Below are 17,179 nucleotides of genomic sequence, written 5' to 3' on the forward strand. Positions count from 1 at the left end.
TGTGCTCACGAAGGGCATCGGCCCTCGTCAGAGTGCGTCGGCGCCGCGTTCACCAGTGCGAACACGAACCACGGATTCGACCGGTGAGACCCAGACCTTGCCGTCACCGATCTTGCCGGTGCGGGCGGCTTCGACGATGACGTCGACGACCTTGTCCACTGCCGCGTCGTCGACGACGACCTCGACACGGACCTTGGGGACGAAGTCCACCGAGTACTCCGCGCCACGGTAGACCTCGGTGTGACCCTTCTGGCGACCGTAACCCTGCACCTCACTGACGGTCATGCCCAGGATTCCGGCCTGTTCCAGCCCGGCCTTGACGTCCTCCAGTGTGAACGGCTTCACGATTGCGGTGATCAGCTTCATGAGTTATCCCTCTCCACGGGTTTCAAGCGTAGTGGTCAACGATGCGCGAGTCAGGCCAACTCGTACGCGGTCTCGGCGTGTTCTGCCTCGTCGATGCCGCTCTTCTCCTCGTCGGCGTCGACTCGCCAGCCCAGCGGCTTGAGTGCGAAAGCGATGATCGTGGTCAGGATGCCGGTGAACGCGAGGGCGAACAGGGCGATCACGATCTGCACGACGACCTGCTTGTAGTCGCCACCCCAGAACAGGCCGGTGTCCTGCGCCAGCAGGCCCACACCAATGGTGCCCCAGAGGCCGGCGACGAGGTGCACACCGACGACGTCGAGCGAGTCGTCGTAGCCGAACTTGTTCTTCAGGCCGATCGCGAGTGCGGCCAGCGCGCCGGCGATCACACCGAGGATCAGCGATCCGACCGGGGTCAGATTGCCACAGGCCGGGGTGATGGCGACCAGGCCGGCGACGATACCCGAGGCCGCACCCACGCTGGTGGCGTGCTTGTCGCGGATCAACTCCACGGCGAGCCAGCCGATGATCGCGGCGGCGGTGGCGGCGGTGGTGTTGACCCACACCTTGCCCGCGGTGAGGTCCGCGGCGAGCTCCGAGCCGACGTTGAAGCCGAACCAGCCGAACCACAGCAGTGCGGCACCGAGCATGACGAACGGGATGTTGTGCGGGCGGTAGGCGGTCTTGCCGAAGCCGACGCGGGCGCCGACGATCAGGGCCAGGACCAGACCGGCCATACCGGCGTTGATGTGGACCACGGTGCCACCGGCGAAGTCGATCGGTGCGACGTTGGCCTCACCGTCGGTGGTGCCGAACATCCATGCGGCGAAGCCGTCTTCGCCACCGCCCATGATGCCGCCGCCGCCGACGAGACCGCCCCACACCATGTGGGCCAGCGGGAAGTACACGATGGTGGCCCACACGACGGTGAAGACCAGCCAGGTGGAGAACTTCACACGCTCGGCGACCGCACCCGAGATCAGGGCGACGGTGATCACCGCGAACGTCAGCTGGAAGCCGAGGAACACGACCGCCGGGATCGACAGGCCCGCGGTGACGACCGCTTCCTTGCCGTCGATCGTCGCGGTGTTCATCAGCTGATCCGAGCCGAACAGCGCGAACGGGTTGGCGAAGATTCCGCCGATGTCGCTGTTACCGGTGATGCCGTCGCTGAACGACATCGAGAATCCCCACAGGACGTAGATGACGCTGACGGTGGCGAGTGCCCCGAACGACATCATCATCATGTTGAGGACCGACTTGCCCCGCGACAGGCCGCCATAGAAGAAAGCCAGACCGGGAGTCATCAGCAACACCAGTGCAGCGGCGGTGATGACCCACGCCGTGTCGCCTGTGTCGAACTCTCCGAATACGCTTTCCGGCAGTGCAGAAACCACTGTAAGAAACCTCCCTAAGCCGCGCCGACGGCTCGGCGCCTTCAAAGAGACTGTCGCCACCTGGTTTCAGCAGTGGTGCCCTGACGTTTCGTGCATGTGAACCGGTGGCCGGTTTGTATTGCGGCCACGTAACCTCCCAGGTCGGACTTCAGCGTCCTCTCAGGAGTACAGGTCACAGGAGAGCGTCGACGAACGCCTCGGGCTCGAACGGGGCGAGGTCGTCGGCACCTTCGCCGAGACCCACCAGCTTCACCGGGACGCCCAGTTCTTCCTGGACGTGGAAGACGATGCCGCCCTTGGCCGTACCGTCCAGTTTGGTCAGCACGACGCCGGTGATGTCGACCACTTCGGCGAACACGCGGGCCTGGGTGAGGCCGTTCTGTCCGACCGTGGAGTCGAGCACCAGCAGCACCTCGTCGACGGGCGCCTTCTTCTCCACGACACGCTTGACCTTGCCCAGCTCGTCCATCAGACCGGTCTTGGTGTGCAGACGTCCGGCGGTGTCGATCATCACCACGTCCACGCCGTCCTCGATGCCCTTGGCCACCGCGTCGAAGGCCACCGATGCGGGATCGGCCTGCTCCTTGCCGCGCACGATGCCGGCACCCACGCGCTCACCCCACGTCTGCAACTGGTCTGCGGCGGCGGCACGGAAGGTGTCGGCGGCACCGAGCAGCACACGTCGGCCGTCGGCGACGAGGACCCGGGCGAGCTTTCCGGTGGTGGTGGTCTTCCCGGTGCCGTTCACGCCGACGACGAGCACCACGGCGGGGGCACCGGCATGCGGCAGCGCACGCACCGATCGATCCATCTCCGGGTGCAGCTGATCCACCAGGACACGCTTGAGCAGCGCGCGGGCCTCGTCGGCGTTGCGCACCGGGGTCGTCGCCAGCTCGGTGCGCAGCCGCTCGACGACGGCGCTCGTGGCGGCGGTGCCGAGATCGGCCATCACCAGGGTGTCCTCGATCTCCTCCCAGCTGTCCTCGTCGAGGTCGCCGGCACCGAGCAGACCGAGCATCGACTTACCGATGGCACCCTGCGACCGCGACAGCCGTCCGCGCAGACGTCCCAGACGCCCGGCGGTCGGCGCGATCTCCTCGCGTGGCGGTGTGACCGCGGCGTCGGCGGCATCGACGGGAGCGGCGATCTCCGGCTCCGCGGCCGGGGTCTCGGCCGGCGTGGACGCCTCGGGCTGTGCGACCGCGGGCGTGGTCGTCTCGGGCTGGGTCGTCTCGGGCTGGGTCGTCTCGGGCTCGACGACCGGGGAATCGGTGTCCTCGACCTCGGCGGGCGCCGCCTCGGGTGCAGCTGCCTCGGGCTCAGCGGTCTCGGGTGCTGTGGTCTCGGGTGCAGCGGTCTCCGGCGCTGCCGCCTCAGGTGCAGCGGTCTCAGGTGCAGCGGTCTCGGGTGCTGCGGTCTCGGGCTCGTCGTCGATCTCGGGCAGGGCGACCTCGGTCACCGGGCGCTGTGCCGAATCACGTGGCACCGAGGCGTCGTCACCGACCGCGGGCTGCCCGTCGGTCTCGGTGCGTTCGACGGGCGGTCGCACCGGCTCCGGCGGCGGCGCCACCGTGGTGCCCCCGCCCTGACTGAAGGTGAACCCCGATCCCGCCTGGTAGCCACCGGATCTGTCGACCTGCGGAGTGCTGCCGTCGGTCACCTGGACGTCGGGGGTGGTGTCCTTCAGCGAGATCTGCCGGCGGCGGCGCAGCACGATCCCCAGCGCGAGCAGCGCCAGGATCACGACCACGGCCACGACGATGCCGATGATGACTTCGGTGTTCACTCTGCTTGTCCTGTTCTCGCCGGCCGGTCCGCGCGATGCGGGCCCGCTGCGTATTCAGAGGAGGGTTCTCGGGAGGATTCTGGCCGCAGGGCGGGTGTCACCCGGGCGGTCCGGACGGCGGGACCGGCCGGGTCATTCGGGATCGGGCGGCGTCGCCACCGGGACGTCCACCCCGCGCAGTCGCTGCGAGATCACCGTGGTGATCCCGTCGCCGCGCATGCTCACGCCGTAGAGGGCATCGGCGATCTGCATGGTGGGTTTCTGGTGGGTGATCACGATCAGCTGCGAGCGTTCCCGCAGCTGCTCGAACAGACTGATCAGCCGGCGCAGGTTGGTGTCGTCGAGGGCGGCCTCCACCTCGTCCATCACATAGAACGGTGACGGGCGGGCCCGGAAGATCGCGACCAGCATCGCCACCGCGGTCAGTGACTTCTCGCCGCCGGACAGCAACGACAGCCGCTTGACCTTCTTGCCCGGCGGGCGTGCCTCCACCTCGACGCCGGTGGTCAGCATGTCCGACGGATCGGTCAGCACCAGCCGCCCCTCGCCGCCCGGGAAGAGCGTGGAGAAGACCTGGGCGAATTCGCGCTCGACGTCGGCGTAGGCCTCGGTGAACACCTGCAGGATCCGGGCGTCGACCTCCTCGACCACCTCGAGGAGGTCCTTGCGGGCGGCCTTGACGTCCTCGAGCTGTGCGGAGAGGAAGTTGTAGCGTTCCTCGAGTGCCGCGAACTCCTCGAGGGCGAGGGGGTTGACCTTGCCGAGGGTGTTGAGGTCTTTCTGCGCCTTCTTGGCGCGCGCCTCCTGGGTCTTGCGGTCGTAGGCCATCGGCGCGGGCGTCACCACCTGCTCACCGCGGGCCTTGGCGGCCTCGTACTCGCTGATCTCCAGCGCCGACGGCGGCATCGGGATGTCGGGACCGTACTCGGCGACGACGTCGTCGGGTGACATCGCGAACGACTCCATGATCTGTTCTTCGAGCTGTTCGATCCGCAACGCCGACTGTGCACGCGCCACCTCGTCACGGTGGACGGCGTCCTTGAGCGTGTTGAGACGCTGGGTCAGGGTGGCCGATCGGCTCTTGAGTTCGTCGAGGGTCGCAGTCCGTTCACGACGCACCTGTTCGAGTTCGTCGCGGCCGGCCTGTGCGGTGGCCACCGCCGTCACCAGGCGCTGCGCCAGCTCGCCGGCCGACGACGCGACCGCCGCGGCGACGGTGGCGGCCTGTCGGCGGACCTCGTTCTGCAGCCGTGCACGTTCGCGGGCATCTCGTTCACGTTCGGCGGCGCGGCGCAGCGAGTCGGCCTTGCCACGGACCGAGGCGAGTCGCTCCTCGGCGGTGCGCAGCGCCAGCCGCGCCTCCATCTGGGTGTTGCGTGCGACCGCCACCGCCTCCGCCGCAACGCCCCGCTCGCCGGCGTCGACGTCGGTCGGCTCCTCCACCCCCTCGTCGTGGGCCAGGCTGAGCCGCTGTTCGAGTTCCTCGAGCCGGGCGACGGTCTCGGCCCGCCCCTCCTCGGCCTTGTCGCGTTGGCGGGCGAGGCGGTCGCTCTCGGCCTGTGCGGCGCGGATGTCCTGGCCCAGGCGGGCGAGCTGCTCGTAGGCGCCGCCCACCGCGCTGTCGGATTCGTGCAGCGCCGCCAGCGCCTCCTCGGCCGCCTCGCGACGCTCCTGCTGTTCGGTGAGCGCACCGTCGAGTGCGGCGGTCAGTTCCTCGGCGCGGCGCCGGGTGGCGGTGAGTTCGTCGGCGGCGATGTCGATGGCCGACTGCACCTCCAGGGTCGACGGCCGGTGCGCCGATCCGCCCTCGACGGCGGCACTCGAGATGCGGTCGCCGTCGCGGGTCACCGCGCGCACGCCGAACCGCCGGGCCACGTCGAGTCCCAGCGCGGCCGAGTCGACGACGACGGTGTCGCCGAGGATCGTCTCGATGGCGCCACGGATCGACTCCCGGCAGTCGACGACGTCGTCGACCCACCGCGCACCGTCCGGCAGGGATGCGGTCCGGTCGGCGCCGGTCGCGTCGGTACCGCCGATGATCAGTGCTCCCCGGCCGCCGTCACCGGCCTTGAGTGCGTCGAGGGCGCGCAGGGCCGCGTCCGGGTCGGTGGCGGCGATCGCATCGACCGCGCCGCCGAGGGCCGCGGCCACCGCGGTCTCGTATCCGGCCTGCACGGTGATCTGCTCCGATGCCGGGCCGAGCAGGCCGTCGGGGGCGTTGGCCAGCAGCCACGCGCCGCCGTCGTTGCGTTCGAGGCCCACCGACAGCGCCTCGATACGCGCCGACAGCGAGGCGATGCGCTGGGCCGCCTCACGTTCCTCGGCCTGCAGGGTCGCCACCCGCTCGTTGGAGCGGTTGAGTGCGGTGACGCAGCGTTCGTGGTGCTCGTCGAGTCCGCGTTCGGAGGTCTCGAGCTCCCCGAGGGATGCCGCGACGGCATCCTGCTCGACCTGTGCGTGCTGGACGCGTTCGGCGGCCGAGGCGATCGCCGCGGTCAGGCGGGCGGTCTCGGCGTCGACGGAGTCGGCCTTGGTGCGCAGGTTGTCGACCTGGCCCTCGAGGCGGGCCAGACCCTCGCGACGGTCGGCGATGGCCCGTACCGCGGCCATGTGCGCCTGTTCGGCGGCCGCGGCGGCGCGCTCCCGTTCTTCGAGTTCGAACTGGGCGAGCTCGAGACCTTCGGCGGCGGTCTCCACCGCGAAGGTCATCTCGGCCTCGTTCTCGGCGGCTTCGAGGGCCTGCTCCTCGAGTTCCTCGGGGTCCGGTCCGGTCGACTCGGTGACCGGTTCGTCGAGGTAGCGGCTGCGTTCGGCGGCCACCCGGCCGGTGGCGCCGACACGTTCGGCCAGGGCCGAGAGGGTGAACCAGGCACGCCCGGCGGCCTCGGCGGCGGGGACCACCTGCGCGAGGTGTTCCTCTTGTTCGGCGAGGTCGGCGTTCACCGCGTCGAGTTCGGTGGCCACGTCGTTCTGTTCACGCCGGATCTGGTCCTCGACCTCGGTGTGTTCGGCCATCTCGCCACGTCGGGTGACCAGGTCGTCGGCGGCCAGCCGCAGCCGCGCATCGCGCAGGTCGGCCTGGATGGTCTGGGCGCGGCGGGCCACCTCGGCCTGCCGGCCGAGTGGCTTGAGCTGTCGGCGGAGTTCGGCGGTGAGGTCGGTCAATCGGTCGAGGTTGGCCTGCATCGACTGCAGTTTGCGGACGGCCTTCTCTTTGCGCCGGCGATGTTTGAGCACACCGGCGGCCTCCTCGATGAAGGCACGACGATCCTCGGGCCGCGATTCCAGGATGGTGGCCAGGCGACCCTGGCCGACGATGACGTGCATCTCGCGGCCGATGCCGGAGTCCGAGAGCAGTTCCTGGACGTCCATGAGCCGGCATGTACTGCCGTTGATCTCGTACTCACCGGCACCGTCGCGGAACATCCGTCGGGTGATGGACACCTCGGAGTACTCGATCGGCAGTGCGCCGTCGGCGTTGTCGATGGTCAGGGTCACCTCGGCGCGGCCCAGCGGCGCGCGGCCGGAGGTGCCGGCGAAGATGACGTCCTCCATCTTTCCGCCGCGCAGGGCCTTGGCACCCTGCTCCCCCATCACCCAGGTCAGGGCGTCGACGACGTTCGACTTGCCCGACCCGTTGGGGCCCACCACGCAGGTGATGCCGGGTTCGAAGCGCAGGGTCGTCGCCGACGCAAAGGACTTGAAGCCTTTGAGGGTGAGCGACTTGAGGTGCACGGCAGTCAAGCCTACTTGAGCAGGGCGCTGTGGTGGCCGCAGGCCGTAGCCCGCGTGGTGCGCAGCAAACCCTCCACACTTGCGCAGATACACCCCCACTTTCCCGGGGTATTTGCGCAAGTGTGGAGGGTTTGGGAGGTCACTTCTCGACGAAGCCGGTGAGATCGCCGCGCGGGGTGTCGAAGGCCTCGACGACGAGGTCGACGCTCCCGGGCGTCCGACCCGACCGCAGCAGGTCGATCAGGGCGACGACCTTGTCCTCGGGCCCCTCGGCCACCACCCGCACCCGACCGTCGGCCTGGTTGGCCGCGTAGCCGACGAGCCCCAGTTCCAGGGCTCGTGACCGGGTCCACCAGCGGAAGCCGACGCCCTGCACATGTCCGTGTACGTAGGCGGTCACGCGGGTGTCGCCACTCATCGGTTCACTCCGTCTCGATGCGCAGGTCGACGGTGGTGCCGGCCTTCAGGGTGCGGCCCACGGTGCAGACCGCGTCGATCGCGCGCTGCACCACGACGAGGAGTCGTTCGGCGGCGTCGGGGTCGAGTTCGGACAGGTCCACCTCGAGGATCTCCTCGAGTCGCGGGTAGAGCTCGTTCTCGCGGTCGGCGGCGCCGGACACGCGGATGGTCGCGTCGTAGTCGTCACCGAGACGGCGCGCGAGCGGACGGTCCGACGACATGCCGGTGCAGGCGGCCAGCGCGATCTTCAGCAGTTCACCCGGGGTGAACACACCCTCGACGTCCTCGGATCCCACGAGCACCTGCGCCCCGCGCGAGCTGTGCCCGGTGTAGCGGCGGGTGCCGGTGCGCTGCACCCACAGCTCGGTGTGCGGCGCGGCGTTCGCATCGGTCTGCTGCCCTGCGGTCTGCTGCTCGGTGGTCATCGCGGATGGAGCTCCTCGTTCGTCGGTCGGCGATCGGTGGATGGTCGGTGGAAACGGATTCGGTGGGGATGGAATGCCCGACGCCCGGTCAACGCCGGAGCCGGTGGCTTGCTTCCCGGCTCGCCCTCGCCGCACGCGCGACACCCCGGGCAGGAGGACGAACTGCGGTTCGTGAACTGCTCGCCGCGCACCATCGGCCGTCTCGGCGGCACGGCTCGACCATAGGCGTTGCGCGAGCGCACGACGTAGCCGGACTGCCCACGGTGCCATCAGCTCACACTCGCCACGCCCGAAGCCTGCACCGATAGACGGGTTCACCTCGGAACCGTGACGTAACACACATATCGTGCACCGCGATATGGCAGACAGCGAAGTGCTTCGCCGCCCGGCGGGCCGCCGAACCCGAGGAGTCGTCGTGGCCGTAGTCAAACATCAGGGCCGGGCATTCGCCGCAGCCGCCGCCGTGGCGGCGGCCACAGTCGCGGGTGCGCTCGGTGCGGGGCAGGCGCAGGCCGCACCGATCGGCGTGCAGCAACTCCCCGCCACTGCGATCGTCGCCAACGGCCCCGCCGACTGGAGTGTCTTCACCGCGTTCATCCAGATCCACACCAGCGACAAACGCGGCTGGGTGGTCCTCACCGCACCGAGCGGCGACTGCGGCCGGTACGGCGTCGCCAATGCGCTGGTTCGTCTCGACTACACCAACCTCACCACCGGCGCTCGCGGTTCGGGGACGGTCAATCCGTGCGGCGGCCACGCGATGCCCCCGACGAGCGCCCGGCTGCACACCGGTTCCGGACAGATCGTCGGCTCCATCATCATTCCCACCGCCGGCGCCTGGGCCATCCCGGGCGGTGCCACCTTCAGCGTCGGCTGACGACGCCGACACACAGGACCACACCGCGAGCGGTCGGCACCGAAGCCGGATCAGCTCGACGGACGACGACGAGGCGCCCGCTGGCACTGCGGGCACGAGAACGAACTACGGTTCATGAACTGCTCGCGGCGCATCACCCGCCCGCATCGGCGGCACGGTTGCCCTTCTCGCCCATAGGCATTCAGCGATCGCTCGAAGTACCCTGACTTCAGCAGTATGTGACGTTGATGTCCTACCTTGTCCGACCATAGCCGCTTGCGCATGTTCCGTAGCCGCTACCTTGCACGCCCAGCTCCGGAGTGAACGTGAACGTCGAACAACATGCGTGAGCACAGCCTCCGCCTGTTGGTTGAGCATAATCCGCAGCCCCACCGACGACGGCGAGTAGTTGCGTCCACCGGACTCCGTAGTGTCGGGCATCGTTGAGAGTTGGGAGCTGAATCGACAGCGCTCGCGCCGCTACCGAATCAACGCCACACGAGCAGCGATGGCGGTCGTCGAGGCAGGTTTCTGACTTGATTCGAATCTTGCAACTCCCGTCGCGCACTACAGCACTCGTGAGACAGTTGTCGGATTATGGTCGAGACAGTCTCCACTCCCCCGCACCGGTCGGACGTGCCCGCGCAGCCCTACGATTACGCCATCACCATCGCGGATTGCAACAGCATCTCCAGGGCAGACATCACACTCCGGCGCGAGGCACTCAACATCAAGTACGGACCCAACGGAATCGGAAAGAGCACCATCGCCCGCGCACTGGTACTCAACACCAGAGGGCAGGATGCTCTGCATGAACTACTCCCGTTCAAATACCGTCAACGAGGCGGCAAAGAGGCCCCAACAGTAGTAGGTGCCGACGAGATCAAGAGCGTTCTCGTCTTCGATGAACACTACGTATCCCAGTTCGTCTTCCAACCCGACGAAGTGATAAAGAACAGTTTCGAAATCTTCATCAGAACACCCGAATACCAAGCAGGTAACGAGGAGCTTGAGGAGATATTCGAAGATCTAAAGAAAGTCTTCCTAGAGAACAAGGCGCTTGATGATGTGATCGCCGGATTCACCGAGCTGCGCAACGCGTTTACCATCACCAAATCCGGCGCGATTGCGAAGACCAGCAAAGGGTTCAAGGCGCTCGGCGTGGGCGGGAAGCTCAGCAAGATCCCGAAGCCCCTCCTAGGGTTTCAGAGTTTTCTCGATAGCGACGACCCCGCAGGGTGGTTATCCTGGCAAGCAAAGGGCAAGAACTACCTTCAACTATCAGACAACTGCCCCTTCTGCTCAGTTCCCAACGTGGATAAGAAGACTGCGGTTCACGTATCCGAGACGTACGAATCTGCTGCGGTCAAGAACATGAGCGCGCTACGTCTCGTCATCGACAGGCTAGCAGGGTTCTTCGTACCGGAACGCCTTGACCAACTCAGGAAGATCACAACAAGCCTGGAGGAACTGTCGCGCGAGCAGGACCAATTCTTGGCAAATCTGCGAGGTCAGGTCGAGACACTTCTGGACAAGTTCACCGCACTCAAGGGGCTCTCGTTTGTCTCCCTCCGAGACGAGCCTGACGTAGACAAGGCGCTGCGGAGCCTGAAGATCGAACTGGACCTTCTTGACGCGCTCAACTCTGAAGGCACTCGCGGTGTTGTAGAAGACATGAATGCGCGGCTAGACGATGTTGCTGAGCGGATCACCGACATCAAGCGACGGGTGGGCATTCAGAAGAGTCAGGTAGCGAAGTCGATCGAACGAAATCAGGGCGAGATCAACGAGTACCTTCGATCCGCAGGCTACAAGTATGCAGTGCGGATCGAGCCCAAAGGCGACTCCTACCGAATGATACTTGAGCACAAGGATGCCCCGGGCCACTTGGAAGCTGCTGGCAGCCACCTGAGTTTCGGCGAGCGCAACGCCTTCGCACTAGTACTGTTCATGCACCAGGTCCGCCGCGACAGCCCTGACCTTGTAGTCCTGGACGATCCAGTGTCGAGCTTTGACAAGACTAAAAAGTTCGCGATTCTCCACAAGCTGTTTCACGGCAAGCAAAGTCTCCGGGGATTCACCACGCTGCTCCTGACTCACGACATTGAGCCCGCCATCGACATCATCCGAACGGCGACCTCGGGGCAGTTTCGGGCAGCGACTCCAGCCGTCCACTTTCTCCAAAGTCGCGAAGGTCAAGTGGAAGAGAAACCCATCAGGCCCGCAGACATTATGACATTCTCACAGATCTGCGACGAGAATACTGACTCCTCGGCCGACCCGATAATCAAGTGCATCTATCTACGCCGCCGCTATGAGGTCCACGGAGATCGTGGGCCGGAATACGACGTTCTTTCCAGTCTTCTCCACGTACGGGACGAACCCAGCGCGAAGGGCGAGAACGGAGAGTTCAACGCCCTCGGCAAAGAGGAACGTGAACACGCAATCGCCAAGATCGAGAAGATCATCCCCGGTTTTGACTACGAAGCGCTCCTGGCGGAGCTCAAAGACCGGGAGGTCTTAAAGGCCAAGTTCCAAGAGACAAACGTAGGCTACGAGAAGGTGCAGATCTTCCGTATTGCATTGGAGCTCGATCCCGAAGCTTCTATAGCAGATGTCGCATTTAAGAAGTTCGTGAACGAGACATACCATATCGAGAATGAGTACGTGATGCAGCTGAACCCACGAGAGTTTGATTCGGTCCCGGAGCACGTCATCCAAGCGTGCGCAGAGCTTCTCTCGTAGTACAGCTACAGAACGAAATGGCGTGTCCCGGGTAGATGAATCCATGTCCACGTGGCACGGGCGTGCTTGTCAACCTACACAGAGTGACCTATTCGCTGGCAGCGCGGGCAGAAGTGCGAGCCGCGGTTCATGAATTGCTCGCGCACGATCGGCGTTCCACACCGATTACAAGGCTCGCCAACCCGGCCATAAACGTCAAGGGATCGGGAAAAGTACCCGGACTGCCCGTTGACGTTGACATACAGCGCGTCGAACGACGTCCCGCCTACTGCGAGCGCCTGCGCCATCACCTCGGTCGCGGCGTCGAGCAACTCGCGAATCCGCTTGGGCGCCAACGTGTCCGTCATCCGTGTACCGTGCAGCTTGGCGCGCCACAAAGCCTCGTCGGCATAGATGTTGCCGACCCCGGAGATCACCGTCTGATCGAGCAGGGCTCGTTTGATCTCGGTGTGTTTGGCCCGCATCCGGGCGACGACGACCTCGCGGTCGTAACCGGGATCGAACGGGTCGGGTGCGATGTGGGCGACCGACGCCGGTACCTGTTCGCCCGGCCGGAACGGGTCGTCGACCAGTTCGTCGACATGCCAGCCACCGAAGGTCCGCTGGTCGACGAAGCGCAGTTCGGCACCGACCGCACCAGCACCATCGCCGACAGCGACATCCCCCGCAGCGACATCTCCCACGGCGACACCGCCGTCGAGTCCGGCCCGAATCCGTAGGTGCGTGTGATCAGGGGCATCGCGCTGCGAGATCAGCATCTGCCCGCTCATCCCGAGATGCACGACGAGCGCGGCGTCGTCGGTGGCATCGGAGACCTCGAGCCACAGGAACTTGCCGCGGCGTCGGGCCGCGGTCACCGTCTTGCCGGTCAGCCGGCCGATCAGGTCGGTCGCACCACCGGGATGGCGACGGACGGCACGCGGATGGGCCACCTCGACGTCGGTGATCCGACGGCCGACGACGTGGTCGACGAGACCGATACGGACGGTCTCGACCTCGGGGAGTTCAGGCATCCGCGATCACACGGCGACGGCTAGGCATCGGCCGACGCAGTATCCGACCGATCCGAGATCGCCTGCCACGCAAGGGCTGCGGCCTTCTGCTCGGCTTCCTTCTTGGTGCGTCCGACACCGCTGCCCATCTTCTCGCCGGCGACCACCGCGGTGGCGGTGAACTCCTTGCTGTGGTCGGGTCCGGTCGAGGAGATCTGATACTGCGGGGGCCCGAAGCCGCGCTCGGCGCTGAGTTCCTGCAGGGATGTCTTCCAGTCCAGGCCCGCGCCGAGATGTCCGGAACGGTCGATCACGTCGTCGAACAGGCCGAGGATCACGCGCCGCGAGGTCTCGAGACCGTGTTCGAGGTAGATCGCCCCGAACAGGGACTCCATGCCATCGGCGAGGATCGAGTCCTTGTCCCGGCCACCGGTGAGTTCCTCACCACGACCGAGGTACAGATAGTGGCCGAGTCCGTGCTCACCGAGTTCACGCGCGACGTCGGCCAGGGCGTGCATGTTGACCACACTGGCCCGGATCTTGGCCAGCTCGCCCTCCGGGCGGTCGGGGAAGCCCACGTACAGCCGCTCGGTGATCACCACACCGAGCACCGAGTCGCCGAGGAACTCCAGGCGCTCGTTGGTGGGCAGTCCGCCGTGCTCGTAGGCGAAGGAGCGGTGCGTCAGTGCCAGCGTCAGCAGGTCGTCGGAGATCTCGGTGCCGATCGCGGTCAGCAGGGAGGCGAACTCGGTGGCCTCGGTGCCCTTACGGGAGCCGCTGCTCACTGCGGGTCCTGCCGTTCGCCGTCCTCACCGGGCGTGGGTTCGTCGGCGGTCTTCAGATCCCCGAACTTGCCGGCGAGTCCCGCCCAGCGCGGGTCGATCTTCTCGTGTCCGTGTCCGGGTTCGGCGACGGCCAGCCGCACACCACACTCGCTGCACAGTCCCTGGCAATCGTCCTCGCACAGCGGCGACATCGGCAGCTCGAGGGCCACCGCGTCGATCACCGACTGCTCGAGATCGATCCGGTCGTCGACGATCCGGTGGATGTCGTCGGCGTCGGTGGTCTGCTCGGTCTGGCTGTCGGGGTAGGCGAACAGCTCGGTGAGGAAGACCGTGACGGTGCCGTCGAGCGGCTCCAGACATCGCGAACACTGTCCGGCGGTCTCGCCGCACACGGTTCCGGTCACCAGCACGCCCTCGCTGACCGCCTCCAGGCGCAGATCGAATTCGACATCGGAGCCCTCGGGGATCGCGATCATCTCCACGCCCAGACGGTCGGGGGCGGTCACGGTCCGGTGCACCTCGGACATGGTGCCGGGGCGGCGCCCGAAGGACCGGATGTCGAGCACAAACGGATCACGGGCGACGGCATCGGTACCCGACGCGGATACTCCCGGGGTCACAGCATTTTCGGCCACGTATGCACCATACGCCCGGGTCAGGCAAGTATCGAATGCCCGCCCGGACGCGTGTCGGCAGGTGCGCTCAGACCGCCATCGGCGACGGCTGCTCGGCCTCCTGGCCGCGCCCGCGACCACCGCGAACGGGTTCGTGGTCGACGCTGCGCGGGTATTCCACGTAGTCGTGCATCCCGGCGCCGGTACGCAGCTGGTGACGGCCGCGGTTCACCGACCGCAGCGTGTTGGTGAGGGTCTCCTCGAACTGCGCCAGCTTCTCGTCGACGTAGACGTCGCAGTCGCCGCGCAGGCGGTCGGCCTCGGCGTGGGCGGCGTCGATGATGCGCTCGGCCTCGGACTTGGCCGCGGCCACCACCTCGGCCTCGCTGACCAGACGCTGCTGCTCGGCGATGCCGTCGGCCACCGACTTGTCGTAGGTGTTGTTGGCGGCGTCGATGGTGCGCTGCGCCTCGGCGCGGGCGCGGCCGGTGACCGCCTCGAACTCGCGGGCCGCGCTGGTCGAGAGGCGACGGGCCTCCTCGGTGGCGTCCTCGACCAGCGAGGAGCCGTGGTTGCCCGCCTCCTCGACCATGCGGTCGGCCTGTGCCTTGGCGTCGGAGAGGATGCGGTCGGCCTCGGCGCGGGCGTGCGCGAGGACCGCCTCGGACTCGGAGTCGGCGCCGGTGACCACGGTGTCGGCGTGATCGCGCGCCTCCGACAGCAGGGTCTCCCGCTGGTCGAGGACGTCCTGCGCGTCGTCGAGCTCACCTGGGATGGAGTCCTTGATGTCGTCGAGGAGCTCGAGCACATCCCCGCGCGGGACCACACAGCCCGCGGTCATGGGGACACTCCGTGCCTCCTCGACGATCGCAACGAGCTCGTCGAGTGCTTCGAATACCCGGTACACAGCCACCCCAATCCGGCATCTGCCTTGGTTCCGTCGATGAAACGCTTGTGACTATTGTGCCGAATGTTGCGACTGTGACTGCGGAGGCCCCTGTGGTCGGCGTGTCGTGTGATGCTATGGAGGTCGAAAACTCGAGGTCAACGCCCGGGAAACGGCAAAACCCTAGACCTGTCGTTCACCCGCGAGGACTGCCTGCAGCCGGTCGTGGATGTGTTCGGAGAGGAACGGACGCACATCGCCGCCGAGTTTGGCGACCTCCTTGACCAGTGAGCTCGACACGTGGGCGTAGCTCGGGTCGGTCAGCAGGAACATGGTCTCGACGTCGGCGAGTTCACGGTTCATCTGCGCCATCGGCAGCTCGTAGTCGAAGTCCACCGACGACCGCAATCCCTTCACGATCGCGTGGATGCCGTTCTGGGTCAGATAGTCGACGAGCAGTCCGCGCCACTTGTCGACGCGCACATTGGGCAGATCGGCACAGTCGTGCCGGATCAGGTCGAGGCGTTCGTCGACGTCGAACATCCCCCGCTTGTTGGGGTTGACCACCACGGTCACCACCAGTTCGTCGAAGCACCGCGCCGCGCGCTCGACGACATACCGGTGGCCACGGGTGAAGGGATCGAAGGAGCCTGGGAGCACCGCGCTTGTCATGCCGGTCAACCTACCTGCGCCCCGGCCGCGCCCACCCCGCCTCCCCCGGCCCGTCACCGCCCCGGCGAGCACGTCTGCGCACCCGGAGGGGCAGATCGGCCGGACCGCCCAGATCAGACCGGACCGCTCAGGCCAGGCGGGCGAACTGGACCACCGTGTCGCCGTAGGTCTTGTCCACGATCACCTCGAACGCCGCGGGCCAGTCCACCGCACTGCGCCGATCCCGTTCCAGCACCACCAGCCCGTCCTCGGCCAGCCATCCCTGGGCCAAGGCGGTCAGGTCGGCGGTCATCTCCTCGTCACCGAGGGCATACGGCGGGTCGGAGAAGATCACGTCGAATCCCCGGGTGGCACTGCCGGCCAGATACGACGACGCGGTGCCGGTGACGACGCGGGTCTCCCGCGAGACCTTCAACGCCGACAGGTTCTTGGTGATCACCGCGGTGGCCCGCCGCCGGCTGTCGACGAACTCGGCGTGGGTCGCGCCGCGCGAGAGCGCCTCGATCCCCAGCGCACCGGATCCGGCGTACAGGTCGAGCACGCGAGCCTCGTCGAGGTCGATGCGGGCGCCGAGCACGTTGAACACCGCCTCACGGACCCGGTCGGACGTCGGGCGGGTGCCCTCGTCGGGGACCGCGATGCGGTGGCCGCGAAACCGGCCGGCGATGATGCGTGTCATCCCCACATTGTCGCGCGTGCGAATCCGGGCCCGGGACCCGTGCCCGATTCGGACATGGCGGCATTCGTTACAGGAATGTGTCCCAAGTCACATCCGTCGGCTGAACTGGGCCGACGACGGTGTTTCGCCGACCGATTCTCGTCGATGGGTGAATTCGTCGACAGCGGTTGTTAGCGTCGAAAACCGTTATGAGCCCGTCCCCAACAAGAACGGCCACATCACCCAGAGCGCCATCCGCGGCGCCCACGCTGCGCGTCCCGACCGTCACCGACGGCGCAGCCATCCACCAGATCGCCGAGCGCTCACGCGTTCTCGACGTCAATTCCGGATACGCCTACGTCCTCTGGTGTCACGATTTCGCCGACACCTCGGTTGTCGCCGAGATCGAGGGCACACCAGTCGGATTCGTCACCGGATACCGCAGGCCCGACGACCCGGCCACCCTGATGGTCTGGCAGGTGGCGACCGGAGAGTCCTACCGCGGCCTCGGAATCGCTGCGGCGATGCTGCACCACCTACTCGACCGAACTGCGGCACAAGGTGTCTCGCGCCTACAGACCACCATCAGTCCGGACAACCCCGCATCCCAGCGGCTGTTCGCGGCGGTGGCCGCCCAACGCGGCCTTCGGTTTTCCCGGCGTGATCTGTTCGCGGCGGACCTGTTCCCGGATTCCCATCAACCCGAAGATCTCTACACCCTCGAACCCGATGGGTTCGATTCGACCACTGACGCCACTTCTTAGGCGCCACAACGGTTTCTGCTGAACGCGATCAACCCGATC

15 protein-coding genes and 1 pseudogene are annotated in these 17,179 nt (G+C 66.7%); 3 read left to right on the top strand and 13 right to left on the bottom strand.

Going from position 1 to position 17,179, the window contains the following annotated elements; all coding sequences use genetic code 11:
• Positions 1-27: 27 nt before the first annotated feature.
• The 6 genes from GD1_RS01110 to GD1_RS01135 all read right to left on the bottom strand — a co-directional run bounded on the left by GD1_RS01110 (position 28) and on the right by GD1_RS01135 (position 8,168).
• Positions 28-366, bottom strand: a complete 339-nt coding sequence (locus GD1_RS01110; protein ID WP_005176661.1) for a P-II family nitrogen regulator — start codon at positions 364-366, stop codon at positions 28-30.
• 50 nt (positions 367-416) lie between these two features.
• Positions 417-1,763: an ammonium transporter gene (locus tag GD1_RS01115; RefSeq protein ID WP_020792092.1), complete on the bottom strand. Its 1,347-nt coding sequence runs from the start codon at positions 1,761-1,763 to the stop codon at positions 417-419.
• Between the two features lie 172 nt (positions 1,764-1,935).
• Positions 1,936-3,549: a signal recognition particle-docking protein FtsY gene (gene ftsY, locus GD1_RS01120; protein WP_059035113.1), complete on the bottom strand. Its 1,614-nt coding sequence runs from the start codon at positions 3,547-3,549 to the stop codon at positions 1,936-1,938.
• 132 nt (positions 3,550-3,681) lie between these two features.
• Positions 3,682-7,284 (bottom strand): chromosome segregation protein SMC, encoded by a 3,603-nt coding sequence (gene smc / locus GD1_RS01125; RefSeq protein ID WP_059035114.1) that lies wholly within the window; start codon positions 7,282-7,284, stop codon positions 3,682-3,684.
• A 139-nt stretch (positions 7,285-7,423) separates the two neighbouring features.
• On the bottom strand, positions 7,424-7,702 hold the full coding sequence (locus GD1_RS01130; protein WP_020794457.1) for an acylphosphatase: 279 nt from the start codon (positions 7,700-7,702) through the stop codon (positions 7,424-7,426).
• Between the two features lie 4 nt (positions 7,703-7,706).
• Positions 7,707-8,168 (bottom strand): OsmC family protein, encoded by a 462-nt coding sequence (locus tag GD1_RS01135; protein ID WP_053778755.1) that lies wholly within the window; start codon positions 8,166-8,168, stop codon positions 7,707-7,709.
• Between the two features lie 415 nt (positions 8,169-8,583).
• On the opposite strand from GD1_RS01135, the gene GD1_RS01140 reads away from it, so the two are divergent.
• Entirely contained in the window at positions 8,584-9,045 is a 462-nt protein-coding gene (locus GD1_RS01140) for a hypothetical protein (protein WP_059035116.1), read from the top strand.
• 50 nt (positions 9,046-9,095) lie between these two features.
• On the opposite strand, the pseudogene GD1_RS24110 reads toward GD1_RS01140, so the two are convergent.
• Positions 9,096-9,254: pseudogene (locus GD1_RS24110) on the bottom strand (zinc finger domain-containing protein); the annotation flags it as partial.
• A gap of 367 nt (positions 9,255-9,621) precedes the next feature.
• On the opposite strand from GD1_RS24110, the gene GD1_RS01145 reads away from it, so the two are divergent.
• Entirely contained in the window at positions 9,622-11,769 is a 2,148-nt protein-coding gene (locus tag GD1_RS01145) for an AAA family ATPase (protein ID WP_059035118.1), read from the top strand.
• 74 nt (positions 11,770-11,843) lie between these two features.
• On the opposite strand, the gene mutM is transcribed toward GD1_RS01145, so the two are convergent.
• The 6 genes from mutM to rsmD form a co-directional block, all read right to left on the bottom strand.
• Entirely contained in the window at positions 11,844-12,782 is a 939-nt protein-coding gene (gene mutM, locus GD1_RS01150) for a bifunctional DNA-formamidopyrimidine glycosylase/DNA-(apurinic or apyrimidinic site) lyase (RefSeq protein ID WP_059035120.1), read from the bottom strand.
• A 20-nt stretch (positions 12,783-12,802) separates the two neighbouring features.
• Positions 12,803-13,546, bottom strand: a complete 744-nt coding sequence (gene rnc, locus GD1_RS01155; protein ID WP_020791988.1) for a ribonuclease III — start codon at positions 13,544-13,546, stop codon at positions 12,803-12,805.
• Entirely contained in the window at positions 13,543-14,181 is a 639-nt protein-coding gene (locus GD1_RS01160) for a YceD family protein (RefSeq protein ID WP_059035122.1), read from the bottom strand. Before GD1_RS01160 ends, rnc begins: the two co-directional genes overlap by 4 nt.
• Before the next feature lie 67 nt (positions 14,182-14,248).
• A complete protein-coding gene (locus tag GD1_RS01165) occupies positions 14,249-15,067 on the bottom strand; it encodes a DivIVA domain-containing protein (protein ID WP_059035124.1) in 819 nt (272 codons plus the stop codon).
• Between the two features lie 162 nt (positions 15,068-15,229).
• Positions 15,230-15,718, bottom strand: coding sequence for a pantetheine-phosphate adenylyltransferase (gene coaD / locus GD1_RS01170; RefSeq protein WP_053778759.1), 489 nt, complete (start codon positions 15,716-15,718; stop codon positions 15,230-15,232).
• Between the two features lie 127 nt (positions 15,719-15,845).
• Positions 15,846-16,397 carry a 16S rRNA (guanine(966)-N(2))-methyltransferase RsmD gene (rsmD, locus tag GD1_RS01175; protein WP_053778760.1) on the bottom strand — a complete coding sequence of 184 codons (552 nt, stop codon included), beginning with the start codon at positions 16,395-16,397 and terminating at the stop codon, positions 15,846-15,848.
• A 188-nt stretch (positions 16,398-16,585) separates the two neighbouring features.
• Between rsmD and ectA the strand changes: the two genes are divergently transcribed.
• Positions 16,586-17,140, top strand: a complete 555-nt coding sequence (ectA, locus tag GD1_RS01180; RefSeq protein ID WP_020791011.1) for a diaminobutyrate acetyltransferase — start codon at positions 16,586-16,588, stop codon at positions 17,138-17,140.
• The last annotated feature ends 39 nt before the right edge of the window (positions 17,141-17,179 follow it).

The sequence above is a fragment of the Gordonia desulfuricans NBRC 100010 genome (assembly GCF_001485495.1).
GTDB classification, from domain to species: domain Bacteria; phylum Actinomycetota; class Actinomycetes; order Mycobacteriales; family Mycobacteriaceae; genus Gordonia; species Gordonia desulfuricans.

What these genes read in the sequence shown, in the direction of transcription:
- GD1_RS01110 (WP_005176661.1), bottom strand. Translation starts at nt 366, where the DNA reads ATGAAGCTGATCACCGCAATCGTGAAGCCGTTCACACTGGAGGACGTC.
- GD1_RS01130 (WP_020794457.1), bottom strand. Translation starts at nt 7,702, where the DNA reads ATGAGTGGCGACACCCGCGTGACCGCCTACGTACACGGACATGTGCAG.
- GD1_RS01135 (WP_053778755.1), bottom strand. Translation starts at nt 8,168, where the DNA reads ATGACCACCGAGCAGCAGACCGCAGGGCAGCAGACCGATGCGAACGCC.
- GD1_RS01145 (WP_059035118.1), top strand. Translation starts at nt 9,622, where the DNA reads ATGGTCGAGACAGTCTCCACTCCCCCGCACCGGTCGGACGTGCCCGCG.
- mutM (WP_059035120.1), bottom strand. Translation starts at nt 12,782, where the DNA reads ATGCCTGAACTCCCCGAGGTCGAGACCGTCCGTATCGGTCTCGTCGAC.
- coaD (WP_053778759.1), bottom strand. Translation starts at nt 15,718, where the DNA reads ATGACAAGCGCGGTGCTCCCAGGCTCCTTCGATCCCTTCACCCGTGGC.
- rsmD (WP_053778760.1), bottom strand. Translation starts at nt 16,397, where the DNA reads ATGACACGCATCATCGCCGGCCGGTTTCGCGGCCACCGCATCGCGGTC.
- ectA (WP_020791011.1), top strand. Translation starts at nt 16,586, where the DNA reads ATGAGCCCGTCCCCAACAAGAACGGCCACATCACCCAGAGCGCCATCC.